The 17191-nt window shown below is 70.2% G+C and carries 18 protein-coding genes and 1 pseudogene; 5 read left to right on the top strand and 14 right to left on the bottom strand.

Annotated elements, in window-relative coordinates; translation table 11 throughout:
- Positions 1-261, top strand: a 261-nt coding sequence (locus ABT063_RS47070; protein ID WP_351067406.1) for an L-serine ammonia-lyase, iron-sulfur-dependent, subunit alpha, incomplete at its 5' end; no start/stop codon positions are given.
- A gap of 87 nt (positions 262-348) precedes the next feature.
- Positions 349-580 (top strand): annotated as a pseudogene (locus ABT063_RS47065) (muramidase); the annotation flags it as partial.
- Positions 581-596: 16 nt separating this feature from the next.
- Here ABT063_RS47065 and ABT063_RS47060 read toward each other — a convergent pair.
- The gene (locus ABT063_RS47060) at positions 597-1055 is read right to left on the bottom strand and encodes an SRPBCC family protein (protein ID WP_351067403.1); all 459 of its coding nucleotides are present in this window, start codon (positions 1053-1055) and stop codon (positions 597-599) included.
- A 329-nt stretch (positions 1056-1384) separates the two neighbouring features.
- Here ABT063_RS47060 and ABT063_RS47055 point away from each other — a divergent pair, with 329 nt between their 5' ends.
- Positions 1385-2518: a methyltransferase gene (locus tag ABT063_RS47055; protein WP_351067401.1), complete on the top strand. Its 1134-nt coding sequence runs from the start codon at positions 1385-1387 to the stop codon at positions 2516-2518.
- Positions 2519-2521: 3 nt separating this feature from the next.
- Here the strand turns inward: ABT063_RS47055 and ABT063_RS47050 are convergent, their stop codons facing one another.
- From ABT063_RS47050 to ABT063_RS47040, 3 genes are all read right to left on the bottom strand, one after another.
- Positions 2522-2671 (bottom strand): hypothetical protein, encoded by a 150-nt coding sequence (locus ABT063_RS47050; protein WP_351067399.1) that lies wholly within the window; start codon positions 2669-2671, stop codon positions 2522-2524.
- Positions 2672-2879: 208 nt separating this feature from the next.
- A complete protein-coding gene (locus tag ABT063_RS47045; RefSeq protein WP_095752086.1) occupies positions 2880-3092 on the bottom strand; it encodes an EF-hand domain-containing protein in 213 nt (70 codons plus the stop codon).
- A gap of 69 nt (positions 3093-3161) precedes the next feature.
- Positions 3162-4076 (bottom strand): helix-turn-helix domain-containing protein, encoded by a 915-nt coding sequence (locus tag ABT063_RS47040; RefSeq protein ID WP_351067398.1) that lies wholly within the window; start codon positions 4074-4076, stop codon positions 3162-3164.
- 55 nt (positions 4077-4131) lie between these two features.
- On the opposite strand from ABT063_RS47040, the gene ABT063_RS47035 reads away from it, so the two are divergent.
- Positions 4132-4767 (top strand): GNAT family N-acetyltransferase, encoded by a 636-nt coding sequence (locus tag ABT063_RS47035; RefSeq protein ID WP_351067396.1) that lies wholly within the window; start codon positions 4132-4134, stop codon positions 4765-4767.
- A 6-nt stretch (positions 4768-4773) separates the two neighbouring features.
- On the opposite strand, the gene ABT063_RS47030 is transcribed toward ABT063_RS47035, so the two are convergent.
- The 6 genes from ABT063_RS47030 to ABT063_RS47005 all read right to left on the bottom strand — a co-directional run bounded on the left by ABT063_RS47030 (position 4774) and on the right by ABT063_RS47005 (position 11125).
- The gene (locus ABT063_RS47030; protein WP_351067395.1) at positions 4774-5385 is read right to left on the bottom strand and encodes an ADP-ribosyltransferase; all 612 of its coding nucleotides are present in this window, start codon (positions 5383-5385) and stop codon (positions 4774-4776) included.
- Between the two features lie 76 nt (positions 5386-5461).
- Positions 5462-6664, bottom strand: a complete 1203-nt coding sequence (locus tag ABT063_RS47025; RefSeq protein WP_351067408.1) for a YncE family protein — start codon at positions 6662-6664, stop codon at positions 5462-5464.
- Positions 6665-6804: 140 nt separating this feature from the next.
- Positions 6805-7308: an ATP-binding protein gene (locus ABT063_RS47020; RefSeq protein ID WP_351067393.1), complete on the bottom strand. Its 504-nt coding sequence runs from the start codon at positions 7306-7308 to the stop codon at positions 6805-6807.
- 296 nt (positions 7309-7604) lie between these two features.
- Complete coding sequence (locus ABT063_RS47015; protein WP_351067392.1) at positions 7605-8372, bottom strand: enoyl-CoA hydratase/isomerase family protein; 768 nt, start codon at positions 8370-8372, stop codon at positions 7605-7607.
- Positions 8373-8462: 90 nt separating this feature from the next.
- On the bottom strand, positions 8463-9713 hold the full coding sequence (locus ABT063_RS47010) for a L,D-transpeptidase (RefSeq protein WP_351067390.1): 1251 nt from the start codon (positions 9711-9713) through the stop codon (positions 8463-8465).
- Positions 9714-9889: 176 nt separating this feature from the next.
- Entirely contained in the window at positions 9890-11125 is a 1236-nt protein-coding gene (locus tag ABT063_RS47005) for a L,D-transpeptidase (RefSeq protein ID WP_351067389.1), read from the bottom strand.
- A gap of 152 nt (positions 11126-11277) precedes the next feature.
- Between ABT063_RS47005 and glgX the strand changes: the two genes are divergently transcribed.
- Positions 11278-13539 carry a glycogen debranching protein GlgX gene (gene glgX / locus ABT063_RS47000; RefSeq protein WP_351067387.1) on the top strand — a complete coding sequence of 754 codons (2262 nt, stop codon included), beginning with the start codon at positions 11278-11280 and terminating at the stop codon, positions 13537-13539.
- Positions 13540-13560: 21 nt separating this feature from the next.
- Here glgX and ABT063_RS46995 read toward each other — a convergent pair whose 3' ends face one another.
- From ABT063_RS46995 to ABT063_RS46980, 4 genes are read right to left on the bottom strand one after another with little or no spacing between them, the layout of a single operon-like run.
- On the bottom strand, positions 13561-14205 hold the full coding sequence (locus ABT063_RS46995; RefSeq protein ID WP_351067385.1) for a response regulator: 645 nt from the start codon (positions 14203-14205) through the stop codon (positions 13561-13563).
- Positions 14195-15442: a sensor histidine kinase gene (locus ABT063_RS46990; protein ID WP_351067383.1), complete on the bottom strand. Its 1248-nt coding sequence runs from the start codon at positions 15440-15442 to the stop codon at positions 14195-14197. Before ABT063_RS46990 ends, ABT063_RS46995 begins: the two co-directional genes overlap by 11 nt.
- A 23-nt stretch (positions 15443-15465) precedes the next feature.
- Positions 15466-16215, bottom strand: coding sequence for an ABC transporter permease (locus ABT063_RS46985; RefSeq protein ID WP_351067381.1), 750 nt, complete (start codon positions 16213-16215; stop codon positions 15466-15468).
- Entirely contained in the window at positions 16212-17117 is a 906-nt protein-coding gene (locus ABT063_RS46980; RefSeq protein WP_351067379.1) for an ABC transporter ATP-binding protein, read from the bottom strand. The genes ABT063_RS46985 and ABT063_RS46980 overlap by 4 nt, the downstream gene beginning before the upstream one ends.
- Positions 17118-17191: the final 74 nt, after the last annotated feature.

The following is a 17191-nucleotide window of genomic DNA, read 5'->3' as shown; positions in this document are numbered from 1 at the left end:
GCCGAGATCGGCATGGAACACAACCTCGGCCTGACCTGTGACCCGGTCGGCGGCCTCGTCCAGATCCCCTGCATCGAACGCAACGGCATGGCCGCGGTGAAGGCCGTCACGGCCGCGCGGATGGCGATGCGCGGCGACGGCTCGCACAAGGTGTCCCTCGACAAGGTCATCAAGACGATGAAGGACACCGGCGCGGACATGAGCGTGAAGTACAAGGAGACCGCCCGGGGCGGGCTGGCGGTCAACATCATCGAGTGCTGAGGGAACAGGCCCCGTGGGAGACCCGGCGAGGCCATGCCTGTGTTAGGAACCGGAAATGTCGCAAAGAATCGTGCCGAGGTGGGCATGCATCTCACGGCCCAGGCCGAGTACTTCCTCGGCAAGGCCCCGGACAGACCGGGCGACATCCTCGCCGTCGACTGGGAGACGGCCGGCGGGCGACGGCCTCTGGATCGCCGACTACGTCACCGCGGGCAAGCCCCGTATCAAGGAGAAGTGGCGTCTCCACCAGTACACCGACGACCCGTTGGACAAGAACGTGGCCGCCTTCGAGAGCAAGGCGGCGTTGCGCAGGTGGGCCGGGGTCGCCCGACAGCTCATCCGGCCCGTTCGGCCCGGCGTCGCACTCCCGTCAGCAGGCGGCGCATGCCGTTCGCGTGAAAGCCGGTGGTGATGACGAGCCGGCGATAGAGGATGCCCGTCACGCCGGGGAAGGCGGCTCGGGTTTCAGCTCGTAGGCGGGTGCGGCCCGGGGTGGGTTCCTCGATGCGGAAGGTCAGGGTGTAGGTCGAGAAGCGGTGCGAGCCCCGGAGGCCAAGAGTGCGGGCCCGGTCCGCGGTGACCACCCGGAAGCCGGGCAGCGTCGAGCCCTCGGCCAGGGGGCCAGGGCCTGACGACGTGCGGTCGGCGCAGCCGACCAGGCGGGCATAGCGGGCGGCGGTCGGGCCGGCGAAGGAGTCGTCCAGGGTGTCGGAGAGGGCATGCCAGACCGCGTCGGGGCGCGCGACGATGTCCGTGGTGTGCTCGTCGACGTGGGGCAGAGCGTCGTACCGCATCCCGGCCTCCCCCTGCGGCCCGTCCGGCCGTCGACAGCAACCGTACGGAAGCGGGCTGTTCGCCGCCATGGCCGGGCGGGCCGCGGAGGTGGCCGGGCTGGCTTGCCCGCGGCGAGAGGGCTGTGCGAGCCTCTTACCTCATCTCTCCGAAAGGGCTGGTCGTGACGCTCGGCATGGTTGTCTTCGACTTCTCCTCTCGCGCTTCGACGCGGGAGCGGTAGCCCTACCTGCCCTGACACACGCGCCCGTGCCGCAGCACGGGCCGTTCGCCCTGCTCCTCGCCGAAGTGCTCTTCGTGCCCCCGCACGTTCGATCACGAGGAGTACGTGGTGTCCACGATCCGCTGGACCGAGACGAACACCCCCCGTTCCGCACACTGGCATTCCGAGAGCGCGACACCGCCTCCCCGCCGGGTCATCGTGGCGGACGACCGTATGAAAGCCGACACCGCTTACCGTCTGGCCTGCGAAGGCACCGCCCTGCTGTGGCGGGGCGACTTCCACAACGCACGTCAACTGCTGCGAGCGATGAGCCGCCGCATCGACCGGAAACCTCCCCGGAGAGGTGACAGCCCGGCAGACTCCTTCCACCTGCACCGCCGGGCCCGCAGCCACCGTGCCCGCGTGCTGGGCAGGCTCCTCGTTCTGCTGGAAGGGGACTACTGCCTGAACCTGCGCAGAGCCCCCGATGTGCGCCGGGCGTGCACCGAGGCGTACGGTCCGCCGTCCGAGCCGATGGCTGTCTCGCTCACAGAGCTCCTGGGCGTGGTCGGAGCGCATCAGTGGCGCACGAAGGGCGTGGAGGTACCGGCCCTCGACGCTCGCGTTCACCCGCGCTACGGCGTGTTCTCCCCCGTCAGGGGCGAATACGTCGACCTCGTCGCACACGCACCACTTCCCACGCCGGCGGACCACCACATGGGCCGCCGCACCGCGTTCGACCTCGGGACGGGGACGGGAGTGCTCGCAGCCGTCCTGGCCCGCCGGGGGATCGACCACATCGTGGCCACCGACATCAGCCCGCGTGCCCTGGCCTGCGCGCGCGAGAACGTCCGCCGACTGGGCTTCACCGGGCGCATCGACGTCATGGGCCCCGGCCTCTTTCCCGACGGGCGCGCGGACCTCGTCGTCTGCAACCCGCCCTGGATTCCGGCCCGGCCCACCTCCGCCGTGGAACGAGGCGTCTACGACCCGGGCAGCGGCATGCTCCGCGGTTTCCTGGACGGGCTCACCGCCCATCTCGAACCGGGAGGTGAAGGATGGCTCATCCTGTCGGACTTGGCCGAGCGCCTGGGACTCAGGACGCGCGGCGAGCTGCTGGCCGGCATCGAGGCGGCCGGCCTGCACGTGGTGGACAGGATCGACACCAGGCCGCGGCATCCACGAGCGAGGGACACCGCTGACCCCCTCCACGCCGCCCGGGCCGCGGAAGTCACGTCGCTTTGGCGTCTTGCCGGTGGTTGACGTTCAGCGCCGGCTGTCGCCGGCCGACGGCGGGCTTTCCAGGGCGTAGGACTGCGGCGGCCCGAACGGGTCCTCCAATTCCTTGCGCACCATCTCCGCCGCCGCTTCCGCGTCCCCGTCCGCGACGGCCAGGTACTCGACTTCGGTGACCACACCGTCGACGGCGAGACGACCGCCTACGCCGAGTGCCGCGTCGACGGCACGACCCGCTGGGGCGCTGGTCAGGACGCTTCCGCTCTCGCCGCGTCGGTCCGGGCGGTGCTGTCCGCGCTGAACCGGGCGATGCGGTGAGGATGGTCCTGCGCACCGTATGACAAGGGGCGCCCGCCGGTAACCCGGTCGGGCGCCCCTTTCGTTCGCGTCACTTGTTCAGGTACGTCCAGAACTCGTCGAACGACATCAGCTTGTCGCCGTCGAGGTCGCGGGAGGCGATGATCGCCTCGGCCACGGACTCGGTGACGTTCCAGTCGCCCCCCTGGGCCAGGGCGGTCTTGAACTCGGCGGGGGTGATGAGGCCGTCACCGTCCGCGTCGATCCGTTCGAACTGCTTACGTGCTTCCTCGATGTCCGCCACCGATCCGCCCCTTTTTGTCTCGTGTTGCTGTGTTGCTCGCGCCTGGTCGGCTTCCTGACGAAGGTCAGATTAGCTGCCCGCCTTCGCTTCCAGCGCGGCGACCACCCATCCGAACTCCTCCCGGCGGGCCGCCGCCGGCCCCTGCCCCTTCACGGTGGCCAGCAGCTCCCGGTAGCGGGCGACCTTGTCGTTCGTGGTGGACCTCAGGCGTTCGAGTACGGCGGCCGGGTCGGCGTCACCCAGCAGGTCCCCCAGGATCCGCTCCGCCTCCGGCGACCCGGGCGCGATGCCCTGCTCCCGCGCCTCGGCCGCCAGCTGCACCAGCCGCCGGGCGAACCACATCGACGCCCCGACGGGAGTCTCGGGCCCACGGCCGGCCGCGTTGAACTCGGCCACCTTGCGCATGTGCGCCCGGAACTGAGGGTCCTGCAGCATCTCGGCCAGCTCCACCCAGGCGTCCACCTGCTCGGGCGTCGGCTCGTCCGGCAGGTCCACGGCCATGCTCCGCATCCGTTCGCGGATCACGGGGTCCGCCGTGTCCAGCCCGTGGAACATCTCGTCCACGAACTCCTCCAGGATCCGCCTCCGCTCGGTCGCCGACAGTCGCGCCAACTTGTTCATGAGCGTCATCTCCTCAGCGGTCGAGCCGCGTCGCGCCACGGTCGACAGCACCGCACGGGTCACCTTCAGCGACCGGATCTGCGCGTCCAGCGCGGCCACGTGCGCGGCCGCGACCGACGCGACGTCCTTCTCGCCGCTGACGACCTCGCGTACGGCGTCCAGCCCCAGGCCCAGTTCGCGCAAGGTGCTTATCAGTTCCAGACGGGCGACGGACTCGGCGTCGTACAGCCGGTAGCCGCCCGCGGAGCGGGTCACCGGGGGCAGGGCGCCCTCGTCGGACCAGTAGCGGATGGTGCGCACGGTCAGTCCGGTGGCCCGGGCCAGCTCGCCGATGGTGAAAAGTCCGGTGCCGTCGTCGATCATGTCTGCGAGTGTGGGCCTTCCAGTGGGTGGAGACTCAAGGATCGGGTGCGCGTTCGTGAGGGACACACTGCGGGGCATTCTCGACGCGGCGGCGCGGGGCGTCTTCCCGCCGGCGGACGGCGGTACGACCGTCGTGCCCCCGATCTCCCCTCGCGACGCCGGGGTATTCGCCTTCACCGCGCACTCCGTGGTCTGCACGGACGAGGACCCGGCGTGGGTGTACGAGACCCTGCGCGCCGTCGACTGTGACGCCCTCGCCGCGACCATGAACGCGCGGTTCCTCGCGGCGCTCATGGACCGTACGGGCCGCCGGAGCGACACGATCGACGTGATGACGGTGGGCGCTCCGCTGCCGGGCGAGCCGCCGCTCGCACTGCGGGAGATCGACGATCCCGCGCACCCGAGGGTCGCGCGTTCCCGCGAGCGGCGCGACGACGTGCGGGTGTGGACCACGGACGGCGGGGTGCTCGTCCTCGGGCGCGGAGTCGCCGGGCGGCTGGAGGTCGCGGTCGAGGTGGACGAGGACGTACGGCATCGGGGGCTCGGGCGGGCGCTGGTGCACGCGGCGCGGCACCTGACCGGGGACGAGCCGGTGTGGGCCCAGGTCTCCGCGGGGAACGCCCGCAGTCTGCGGGCGTTCCAGGCGGCCGGCTATCTGCCGGTGGGGTCGGAAGTGCTGCTCAGTGCCTGACAGGCGTCAGTGCCAGGGCTCGTAGTGCGGGTTGCTCTTGCAGCCGCTCATGTTCTCGACCTTGGTCTTCTTGTCGACCGGGCACACCCCGATGATGTACTCCCGCGCGATGCCGCCGGGGAAGGCGACCTCGACCTGGTCGGCCCACTTGTGGGTGTCGCCGATGGTCCTGTTGACGTCCACGCCGCCGGGGGCGTCGATGTAGTAGTTGTAGTCGGCCTTCCACCACGTCTTGTACAGGTCGTGGTCGTACGACGTCGACACGTACGGGGAGGGCTGGTTGACCAGGACGTACTTCTCGATGTCGTACTGGCCGCCCACGACGTCCTTCGGATAGAAGCCCTGCTCGAAGACGATGTCCGGGCCGCGGCCGTCGCTGCGGTAGAGCGTGCCGCAGGTCTTGCGCCAGACCGGTTTGGGGGTGATGCGGCGGACGTCGACCCGACGGTCGGCGGCGGCCCGGACCGGGTCCGCGAACTGGGGGCAGGCGGGAGTGGCCTTGGTGGGAGGCGTCGTCGGAGCGGTCGTGGCGGGGGCCGTGGCGGCCGTGGTGGCGAGGACGGCGGCCAGGGACAGGACGGCGGCAGCGGCGCGCCGCCGCAGACGAGTGGTGATCATGGGGAGCACGATCCCGGGTGTACGGCGACGGGCCGGGGACCGTCACTCGTGCGGCGGCGTGTCAACTGACCTGGCGTCAGCGGAAGATGCCCGTGTGGCCGAGGGAGTAGCGGCCCGGCTGCGGGTAGACGGCCAGTCCGTGCGGGCCGCTGCCGACGGGGATGCGGGCGAGCTGGGTGCCGGTGCGGGTGTCGATGGCGTACACCTCGGCGTCGTAGCGCCCCGACAGCCACAGGACCTTGCCGTCGGCCGAGACGCCGCCCATGTCGGGGCTGCCGCCGTCGGGCAGGTGCCATTTCTTGGTGAGCTTGTTCTGGGTGAAGTCGAAGACGGAGACGGAGCCTTCGCCGCGGTTGGAGACGTACATCTCCCGGGAGTCGCGGCTGACGTAGAGGCCGTGGCAGCCCTTGCCGGTGGGCAGGAGCTTGGGCTTGTCGAACTTGTCGCCGTCGAGGACCCACATGCCGTGGGCCATCATGTCGGCGACGTAGAACTTCTTGCCGTCCGGGGAGATCTTGACGTCCTGCGGCATGGCGCCCTCGAACGGCAGCTTCTGCTGCCCCACGACCTTCATCTTCTCGGTGTCGACCTTCAGCAGTTCGCCGCTGAACTCGCAGGAGACGATGAAGTACCGGCCGTCGAGGGAGAAGTCGGCGTGGTTGACGCCGTAGCAGCTGACCGGTTCGGTCTTGATCCGCTTCATGGTGTGCGGGTCGCGGAAGACGAGTTCGCGGTCGAGGGAGGCCATGACGACGGCGTACTTGCCGTGGGGCGTGAAATAGAGGTTGTAGGGGTCGTGCACCTCCACTTCCTTGCCCGCCTTGCCCGTCTTCGGGTCGATGGGGGTGAGGGTGTGGCCGCGGTTGTTGTTGACCCAGAGAGTCTTCAGGTCCCAGGACGGCACGACGTGTTGCGGCTGGCGGCCGACGGGGATGGTCTCGATGATCTCGTACGTCTTCGGGTCGATCACGGAGACGGTGTCGGACTCGGTGTTGGGGACGTAGACCCGGGACGGGAAGTCCTTGACCACCGGAGAGAGCCGGTTCGGGCGGTCGGCCGCGTAGACGTCCTCCGGGTCGAGGACGGGTGGCATGCCGGGCAGGCCCTGGACGGTCTTCTTCTTCGGCGGGGCGGGCACGGCGGCCTTGGTGCCGAGGGCTTCGGGGGCACGGTCTTCGGCCTCGGTGCCGCAGGCGGCCAGCGCGGTGAGGGCGGCGCCGGCGATGAGGGTGCGCTGCAGCAGGGTGCGGTGTGTGCGGGGGGCGGTCCGGAGGGCCATCCGGCGGTCAGTCGTGGTCACCCACCCCATTTAAGGGGTGTTACGAGGGAAAACGGGTGATTCATCCGATTGGCGGACCGGTCGGGGTCGCGGGCGACGATGCGCCCCCAGGCATCCTGCCCGGCCGCCGGTGGCGACCGTCAGCGGTCCGCCACCCTCATCTCGAACCACGTCGTCTTGCCCCGGGGCAGCAGGTCCACGCCCCAGCGGTCGGAGAGTTTGTCGACGAGGTACAGGCCCCGGCCGCTGGTGTCCATCGCCTGGACCGGCATGAGGCAGGGCAGACCCCGGGAGGGGTCGCGGACCTCGATGCGGATCCAGCCCCGGCGGCGCCGCATCCGGAGGCCGAAGACGCGGGCGCCGGTGTGCCGTACGGCGTTGCCGACCAGTTCCGAGACCAGCAGGACGGCGTCTTCCGTCATCTTGGGGGTGAGACCCCACTGACGGAGCACCACGACCTGGGCCAGCCGGCGTGCCGTGGCCGCCGACTCGGGGCGGGACGGCAGCGGAACCTCCGCCTCCGTAGGGTTGCCGAACAACTCGAGCGCCTTGAGTCCGTGTTCGTCCTCGACCGCCGGAGACCAGCGCGCCGCGGTCGCACGGCCGTCTCCCCGCGGCTGTTCGATACCCTCCAGCCCCGCCATGCCCCCATCATGGCCGCCCAAAGCGCCCCTCGGGGTCGTTCCCGAGGAATACACCCCCCGGAATCCTTCATTCCGCAGGAGTCGATCGGCATATGCCAGGGGTAGTTCGGAGCCTTCGGCAGCCTGTCCGACCTGCGGTGAAGGCTCGGTCGCGGGCAATCGACAGGTCTCCTCGACAAGGCAGACTTAAGGTTGCCTTAAGGCTCTCATAAACCGCCCCATCGAGGGACCCGGATCAGACGTCACGTCAATTGCAAGAGGTTCGGCGGGATTCCCCGAGATCAATTCGACGAGATTCAGAGGAACTTCGCCTTGCCCGGCCCTTCCTCCACGAAGCTCCGCATGCCTCGCTCGCGGTCCTCCGTCGCGAACAGGCCCGCGAACCAGTTCCGTTCGACGGCCAGGCCCGTTTCGATGTCCGTCTCCAGGCCCGTGTCGATCGACTCCTTGGCGGCACGCAGCGCGATCGCCGGGCCCTGCGCCAGCTTCGCCGCCCAGGCGTGCGCCTCGGCGTACACCTCGCCGGCCGGAACGACCCGGTCCACCAGGCCCAGCGTGAGCGCCTCGTCCGCCTTCACCATGCGGCCCGTGAAGATCAGGTCCTTCGCCTTGGACGGGCCGATCAGCCGGGAAAGGCGCTGTGTGCCGCCCGCGCCCGGGATCAGGCCGAGCAGGATCTCCGGCTGGCCCAGCTTGGCGTTGTCCGCGGCGATACGGAAGTCCGCGCACAGTGCCAGCTCGCAGCCGCCGCCCAGCGCGTAGCCCGTGACGGCGGCCACCACCGGCTTGGGGATGCGCGCCACCGCCGTGAACGAGTCCTGCAGGGCGCGGGCGCGCAGGACCATCGCCGTGTGGTCCATGGCCTGCATCTCCTTGATGTCCGCGCCGGCCGCGAACACCTTCTCCCCGCCCCACAGGATCACCGCGCGCACGTCCTCGCGGCGCGCGGCCTCCTCGGCGAGCTCCTTCAGCCTGTCCTGGGTGGCCACGTCTAGCGCGTTCATCGGCGGGCGGTCGAGGCGGATCGTGCCGACGCCCTCGGCGACTTCGAGATTCACGGTCATGCAGGCAGGTTAACGGGCACTAACGGCATAAGGCCCGGTGCCGTATGTCACAGCACCGGGCCCTACGCCACGCCCTACGTCAGTGAGCGCTCACGCCTTCCACTTCTCCCACGACATGTTCCAGCCGTTGAGCCCGTTGTCCGGAGCGACCGTCGCGTCGTTGGAGTTCTTCACCGTCACCACGTCGCCGATCATCGAGTGGTTGAAGAACCACGCGGCCGGCACGCCGCTGTCGTAGCCGCCCTTCACATCGCGCAGGCCGATGCAGCCGTGGCTGGCGTTGTAGTTGCCGAAGGCGCCGCCGCCCCAGTAGTTGCCGTGGATGAAGGTGCCGGAGGTGGTCAGGCGCATGGCGTGCGGGACGTCCTTGATGTCGTACTCGCCGCCGTAGCCGACCGTCTCGCCGTTCATACGGGTCACCGTGAGCCGCTCGCTGATGACCATCTGGCCGTTCCAGGTGTCGTAGCCGGGCTTGCCGGTGGTGACGGGGATGGTCTTGATGACCTTGCCGTCCCGCATGACCTTCATCTGCCTTGTCTTCACGTCGACGACGGAGACCTGGTTGCGGCCGATGGTGAAGGAGACGGTCTTGTCCTGCTTGCCGTAGACGCCGTCGCGGCCCTCCACGCCGTCGAGGTTGAGGTCGACGGTGACCTTGGTGCCTTCCTTCCAGTACTTCTCGGGGCGGAAGTCCAGGCGGTCGTTCCCGAACCAGTGGCCCGCGACCTCGACGGCCGGTTCGGTCTTGACGGTGATGGCATTCTCGACGTCCTCGGGGTTCGTGATGCCCCGGGTGAAGCGGATCGAGAACGGCATTCCGACGCCGACCTTCGAGCCGTCCTCGGGGGTGAAGTTGCCGATGAAGGTGTTCTTCGGCGTCAGGGTGGTGAAGCCGGCGTTCTCGGCCGCTTCCCGGCCCTCGGAGTCCTTCGCGACCGCGTGCACCGTGTACTTGGTGCCGGAGGCAAGGTGCGTGGACGGCTGCCAGGCGGCGCCGTCGGCGGTGATCTTCCCGGCTATCGCGGTGCCCTCGGCGTCCTTGACCTCGACCTTGGTCAACTTGCCCTTGGCGACACCGACCTTGAGGGCACCGCTGGTGTCGACGGCCTTGGAACCGTCCTTGGGGGATATGGAGACGACGGCCTGCGACTGCTTGGTCTCCGCCTGGGAGGAGTCCTTGGCCTTGGCCTTGTCCTTCCCCCCGGACCCCGAACCGGAGCCGCCGCCCCCGCCGCACGCGGTGACGGCCAGCAGCAGGACGCCGAGTATCAGCGCCAGTACCCCCTTGCCGCCCCGCCCCCGCGCGTCAACCGACGCCCCCGATATCGGTCGCACGTTCAAGTTCTCTCCCCTCGCCGGGCCTGGTCAGACCCGCTCCCCAGCGCGCGCCCCGCACGCATCGGCGCATATTAACCACAAGGTTTTTGGCATCGCGTCAGCCGATGGTCACTGTTCAGTACCGACTTCATCAGTACGGACTTCAACGGAAAGGTGCCCGAACCCGCCCCCCTGTCGGGTTACTTCACCGCACTGCCCGCCTTCCACGCCTTCCAGCCCATATTCCACCCCCCGAGGCCGTTGTCGGGAGCGACCTTTTTGTCATTGCTGTGGACGACCTCGACGACGTCCCCGATGAGGCTGCGGTCGAAGAACCAGCCCGCCGGCGTGTCCGACCCGCCGCCCTTCACGTCCCTCAGCCCCACACAGCCGTGGCTGACGTTGGCCCCACCGAAGACCTCTTCCGGCGCCCAGTAGTTGCCGTGCAGGAAGGTGCCGGAGTCCGTCAGGCGCATGGCGTGCGGGACGTCCGGGATGTCGTACTCGCCGCCGAAGCCGACCGTGCGGCTGTTCATGCGGGTCACTTCGAGCATCTCGGTGACGACCATCCGGCCGTTGTACGTGGTGGTCTTCGGCGCCCCGGCCGTGATCGGCACGGTGGCCAGCAGCGCGCCGTCCCGCCGTACCTGCATGGTGTGCTCGGCCGCGTCGACCAGCGAGACCTGGCTGCGGCCGACGGTGAAGGAGAACGTCTTGTGCTGGAGGCCGTAGACGCCGGGTGCCCCTTCGACGTCCCTCAGCCGCAAGGAGACCGTGACCTGCGTGCCCGGCTTCCAGTAGCGCTCGGGGCGGAAGTCGAGGCGGGACGTGCCGAACCAGTGCGGACGGATCTCCACGGGCGGTTTCGCGCTCACGTGGACGGCCCGCTCGACGGCCGCGCGGCGCTCGATCTCCCGGTTGAACTCCAGGGACACGATCATTCCGGTGCCGACGGTGGAGCGGTTCTCCGGGGTGACGTATCCGACGAAGCGTTCTTCGGGAACGTACGTCGTGAAGGTGGTGTGCCGGGCGGAGCGGCGCCCCTGGCCGTCCAGGGCGACCGCGTCGATCGTGTACTTGGCGGCCAGCGCGAGCTCGTGGTCGTCGGGCTCCCAGCTCAGGCCGTCCTCCGAGAGGTGTCCCGGCACCGGGGACTCCTGGGCGTCCTGGGACTTGACGACCTTCACCGACTCCAGGCGGCCGCTGGGCACCCGGATGCGGAGTTTCTCGTCCGGCCGTACGCCCTTGCTTCCGTCGTCCGGGGAGATCCGGATGACGTCCTCGGGCGCCGGGGGTTTGCCGAACCCGCCGATGCCTCCGATGCCGCCCGCGCCGTCGGCCGTGCAGCCTGCGGCTCCGGCGAGCAGTCCTGCCCATGTCAGTACGGCGGCCAGTGCGACCCCCGCGCGCCGTGCGCGCCCAGTTACGTGCCTCACGACGATCCCAACGACCGGGCCTGCTTCGGGGAAACGTGAGTGCGACCCAAGCTCTGGGCAGAACAGTGGGGAGAACGACGCGAGGGGGTGCCGTGGCCGGGACGTCACTTGCCCTTTCCCACGTCGTTCCGCGAGCCGTGGGAGGCTGACAGGTGTCCAGCGCAGCCGAGCAGGAGGCGGTGCCTGCCGCCGAGAAGGGGCGTCCTGCCGCCCCGGTGAACGGCGCGCAGCGCAAAGCGCCGGCCGTGCCCGTGTGGCCGGGTGCGCCGATGCCGCTGGGGGCCCGGTTCCGGGTCGGTCCGGACGGGGTGGCGGGCACCAACTTCGCGTTGTGGGCGGGCGGGGCCGAGGCGGTCGAACTGTGCCTGTTCGACGAGGCCGGCAAGGAGACCCGGGCCCGGCTGACCGAACTGACGCACGAGATCTGGCACGGCTTCGTGCCGGGCGTGATGCCCGGGCAGCGGTACGGCTACCGGGTGCACGGCCGCTGGGACCCGTGGACCGGCGGCCGCTGGAACCCGGCGAAGCTGCTCCTCGACCCGTACGCGCGTGCGGTGGACGGCGCCAAAGGAAATGATTACAGCAGCCTGCCGCCGGAGGTGTACGGGCACGTCCGAGACTGGCCGCAGCAGCACGTCGCGGACACCGTGCGCGACGACCGGGACTCGGCGCCGTACGTCCCGAAGGGCGTCGTCGTCCACGACGACGCCCCCGACGACGAGTGGATGGACGACCGCCGGCCCAAGACGCCGTGGGCCGACTCGGTGATCTACGAGGTTCATGTACGGGGGTTCACGCAACTGCACCCCGGCATCCCGGAGGAGCTGCGGGGCACGTACGCCGGGCTGGCGCACCCGGCGGCGATCGAACACCTGGTCAAGCTGGGCGTGACGGCCGTGGAGCTGCTGCCGGTGCATCAGTTCGCGCACGAGGACCATCTGCTCAGGCGCGGGCTGAAGAACTACTGGGGCTACAACTCGATCGGCTACTTCGCGCCCCACGCCGCCTACGCCGCCTCCGGTACGACGGGCCAGCAGGTCGGCGAGTTCAGGCGCATGGTGCGTGCCCTGCACGCGGCCGGCATCGAGGTCATCCTCGACGTGGTCTACAACCACACGGCGGAGGCCGGCGAACTGGGGCCCACGCTCTCCCTGAAGGGCATCGACAACCGGGGGTACTACCGGTTGCAGTCGGACGCCCGGCGGTACGCCGACTACACGGGCTGCGGCAACACGCTGCACGTGGTCCAGCCGCACGTCCTGCGCCTGATCACCGACTCGCTGCGCTACTGGGTGACGGAGATGGGCGTGGACGGCTTCCGCTTCGACCTGGCCGCCGCGCTGGCCCGCTCGATGCACGACGTCGACATGCTGTCCCCTTTCCTGGCGGTGATCGCGCAGGATCCGGTGCTGCGGCGGGTGAAGCTGATCGCCGAGCCGTGGGACGTGGGGTCGGGCGGGTACCAGGTAGGGGCCTTCCCGCCCCTGTGGACGGAGTGGAACGACCGCTACCGCAACGCGATCCGCGACTTCTGGCGGGGCGCGCTGCCGGACGTACGGGACCTGGGTTACCGGCTGTCCGGGTCGAGCGACCTGTACGCCTGGGGAGGGCGGCGGCCGTACGCCTCGGTCAACTTCATCACGGCACACGACGGTTTCACCCTGCGGGACCTCGTCTCCTACGAACGCAAGCACAACGAGGCGAACGGCGAGGGCAACCGGGACGGCACGGACGACAACCGGTCGTGGAACTGCGGCGTCGAGGGAGAGACGGACGACGAGCGCGTACGGGCGCTCAGGCGCCGCCAGCTGCGGAACCTGCTGACGACGCTGCTGCTGTCGACGGGTGTGCCGATGCTGGTCGCGGGCGACGAGCTGGGGCGCACGCAGCGCGGCAACAACAACGCGTACTGCCAGGACAACGAGATCAGCTGGGTGGACTGGGGCCTGCTGGAGGACCCGGGCTGGCAGGCCCTGTTCGACCTGACCGCCCGCCTGACAGAGCTGCGCCACCGCCACCCGGTGCTGCGCCGCCGGGCCTTCTTCTCCGGGCGGGCGCACTCGGCGGACGGCCTGCGGGACCTGGCCTGGTTCACGGCACGCGGCACGGAGATGACGGAACAGGACTGGTACGCGCCCGCCGCCACACTCGGCATGTACCTCTCGGGCCGGGACATCCCGGGCCGCGACGAGCGCGGCGCCCCGATCCTCGACGACAGCTTCCTCGCCGTGCTGCACGCCGGGGACCGCCCGACGAGCTTCGTCCTGCCGGGGCCACCGTGGGCGGAACGGTACGAGGTGGTCGTCGACACGGCACAGGAGGAGCAAGGGGAGGCGCCGGGGGTGGTGCACCGGGCGGGGGCGGCCATCACGGTGCCCGCGCGGGCTGTGCTGCTGCTCAAGGTGGTCGGGTGAGGCGGACACGCGGCCGCCTGGTCAGCCCAGGATCCCCCGCTGGTACGCCGTCGCCACCGCCGCCGCCCGGTCCTTGACGCCCAGCTTCGCGTACAGGTGGGTGAGATGGGTCTTCACGGTCGCCTCGCTGATGAACAGTTCGCGGGCGATCTCGCGGTTGGACGTGCCCCTGGCGACCAGGGCCAGGACTTCGCGTTCGCGGGCGGAGAGGGGCTCGTTGCCGGGGGCCCCGGGGGTACGGACCGCGGAGACCAGGCGGGAGGCGACGGCCGGGGACAGGACGGTACGGCCGTCGGCGGCGGCTCTCACGGCCGTGAACAGTTCGTCGCGCGGGGCGTCCTTGAGCAGATAGCCGGTCGCGCCCGCCTCGATCGCGGGGAGCGTGTCGGAGTCGGTGTCGTACGTCGTCAGGACGAGGACCTTGGCGCGGGCGCCCCGGCGGGAGAGTTCCCGGATCGCGTCGACTCCTCCCCCGCCCGGCATCCGCAGGTCCATCAGGATCACGTCCGGGTCGAGGGCAACGGCCAGTTCCAGCGCCTCGACTCCGTCGGCGGCCTCGCCGAGCACGGTGAATCCGGGTGCCGACTCGAACATGCCGCGCAGACCGTCCCGTACGACGGGATGGTCGTCCACGATGAGGAGCGAGATCTCGGCGTCAATGGTCATGGCGGACCAACGGTACGCGAGCCGACACCGCCGTACCGTGTCCTGGCTCGGACTCGACGGTCAGGGACCCGGCGATGCGTTCGGCGCGGGCGCGCATGCCGTCGAGGCCGAAGCCGCCGGTGCGGGTGCGCTCGGGGAGGGTGAGCGGGTCGAAGCCCTGCCCGTCGTCGCGGATGTCGAGGATGACCTCGTCGCCCAGGAAGGTGAGGGTGACGCCGAGTCGGGTGGCCCGCGCGTGACGGGACGCGTTGGACATGGCTTCCTGGGCGATGCGCAGGAGCGTGGCCGCGAGCTCCTCGTGGAGTTGTTCCGCCGTGCCCGTGACCGTGAACTCCGCCCGTACACCCGTCCGTTCGCCCCACTCCGCGACCGTGTTCCTCAGCGCCTCGGGCAGTCCGTCGTCGGCGAGGGCCACGGGGGCCAGGTTGTGCACCGAGCGGCGGGCCTCGCCGAGGCTGTGGCGGGCCAGGGCGGAGGCGCGGTCGAGGTGGGTGCGGGCGGTCGGCAGGTCGGGGGCGTTCGCGACGACCTGGAGCTGGGCGATGATGCCGGTCAGGCCCTGGGCGAGGGTGTCGTGGATCTCGGCGGCGAGGCGGCGGCGTTCGTCGGCGACACCGGCTTCCCTTGCCTGGACGAGGAGTTGGGCGTGGAGGGCGGCGTTCTCGTCGAGGGCCTGTTGCAGGGCGGCGTTGGTGCGTTCCAGTTCGGCGATGGTGGCGGCCTCGGCCTCGGCCCGTTCCTGTTCCTTCTCGGCGAACCGGGCGAAGACGAGGGTCAGCCCAACGTGCAGACCGAGCAGCGCCGCGAACACCGCCCAGTCGAGCCATGACCGCAGCTGTGACATGCCGCCGAGGTTCGAACCGGCCATGACGACGGCGGTGGCGAAGAGCCCCGCCTTCACCCACCGAGGGGGCATCAGCCGGTCCGCGGTGAAGTAGCCGATGATGGCGTAGACGCCGAAGAAGCCGTTGAACCAGGTAAGTGCGAAGGAGATGGCCCAGCGCGCGAAGAAGTGAAAGACGCCGGCGACGGATGGGCCCCGGGGCACCCGTCCCCACCAGAACTGCAGGCCGAGCGCGACGGTGACCAGCAGCGCGACGGCCGTCCACGCCACCCGGTCCATGCCGATCAGTTCCGACGTGGCGACGGAGAGGAGCAGGCCGGTCCCGAGCAGGGCGTACGGCCCCCACCGGTCGAACTGGGCCCACCGCTGCTCACTCCCCCGCGCCTGCGCCATGGACTGAGTCTGCACCGCCCCGTTCACTCCCAACGGAACCAGCGCGAGGCCCCGGCCGTCAGCAGCACCGTCCAGGCGACGAGCACGCCCAGGTGGTCCCAGCCGGGCCAGTCACCCGCCGCCGCCTCGTTCAGCGCCTGCGCCGCCGCGCCGAACGGGGTGTAGCCGACGATCCGGGCGAGGACGTCCGGCATCGTCTGCACCGGCATCCAGACGCCCGCGCAGAACATGGCCGGGAAGAACACGGTGGTCCCGACGGCGCTCGCGATCTTCGTCGTCCGGGACAGGGCCGAGATCACCGCGCCCAGCGCGAGGGCGACCAGGACGGCCAGGACCAGCGCCAGGGCGTATCCGAAGGGCTGCCGGGGCAGCCGTACGTCGAAGGCGAGCCGGCCGGCCGCGAGGGCCAGCAGCGCCGACACCAGGGCACCGCCCGCGTACACCAGCATCTGCGCGGTCAGCAGCGCGGACGGCCGAACCGGCGTGGTGGACATACGGCGCAGGATGCCGCGCTCGCGATAGCCGGTGAGGGTCTGCGGCATCGCCTGCAGACCGCTGACGATGAGGCCGAGCAGCACGGTCACGGGGACGTAGGCGTCCACCACCCGCAAACCGTCGAGGCCGGGGTCGGGGTCGCGGAAGGCCGGGATGGAGCCGAGGATCACCAGCAGGAGGACCGGAAACAGCATGATCCAGAAGTAGTTGCCGGCTTCCCGGCGGAAAAGACGGACCTCGGTCTTCAGTACGGCGGTGTTGACGACGGCCGTGCTCATGCCGCTGCCTCTTTCGTGAGGTCGAGGAACGCGTCGTCCAACGTGGCTTCGGTGACGCGGAGTTGGTGGGCGGTGATGTGGGCGCGGGCGAGGAGTGTGATGACGGCGTTGACGGTCTCGTCGGTGCCGGAGAGCGTGATACGGCCGTCCTTGTGCTGGACGGACGCGAGCGCGGGCAGCGCGTTCAGGTCACGGTCGTCCAGCGGGGCCGACGGCGTGAAACTGATGACGGTGGCACCGGCGGACCGGCCGATGAGGCCGGCCGGAGTGTCCAGCCCGGCCACCCGCCCCTTGTCGATCACGGCGATCCGGTCGCACAGCCGCTGTGCCTCCTCCATGAAGTGGGTGACGAGGAGGACGGTGACGCCGTTCGCGCGGATGTCCTCGATCAGCTCCCAGGTGTCCCGGCGGGCGCGCGGGTCGAGGCCGGTGGTCAGCTCGTCCAGGACCACGACCCGGGGATTGCCGACCAGGGCGAGCGCGATGAACAGCCGCTGCTTCTGGCCTCCGGACAGCTTGGCGAACCGGGTCGTCAACTTGGCGGTCAGGCCGAGGCGTTCGGCGAGGGGCCGCCAGTCGAGCGGGCTGGGGTAGAAGGCGGCGTACAGCTCCAGCGCCTCGCGGACGGTGAGCTTGGCCTGAAGCTCGCTCTCCTGGAGCTGGGCGCCGAGGACCTGGCGGGTGGCCACGTGCTCGGCGACGGGGTCGAGGCCGGTGACGCGGACGCGGCCGGCGTCGGGAAGGCGCAGACCCTCGACGCACTCGACGGTGGTGGTCTTGCCGGCGCCGTTCGGGCCGAGGATGCCGAAGATCTCGCCCTCCTCGACGGCGAAGGAGACGCCGTCGACGACGGCTCGGCCGGCGTACGACTTGCGCAGGTCGGTGACTTCGATGACAGGCATGGCATCAGAGTCGCGGTGAGGGGGCGGCGCGGGCATCGGCCGTCGCGCTCGAACGGACATCAACCGATCGGCTG

The sequence above is a fragment of the Streptomyces sp. NPDC002838 genome (genome assembly GCF_040295365.1).
Classification (GTDB): domain Bacteria; phylum Actinomycetota; class Actinomycetes; order Streptomycetales; family Streptomycetaceae; genus Streptomyces.
Note: the sequence above shows the minus strand (reverse complement) of the source record. Positions and strands in the feature narration are given on the sequence as shown.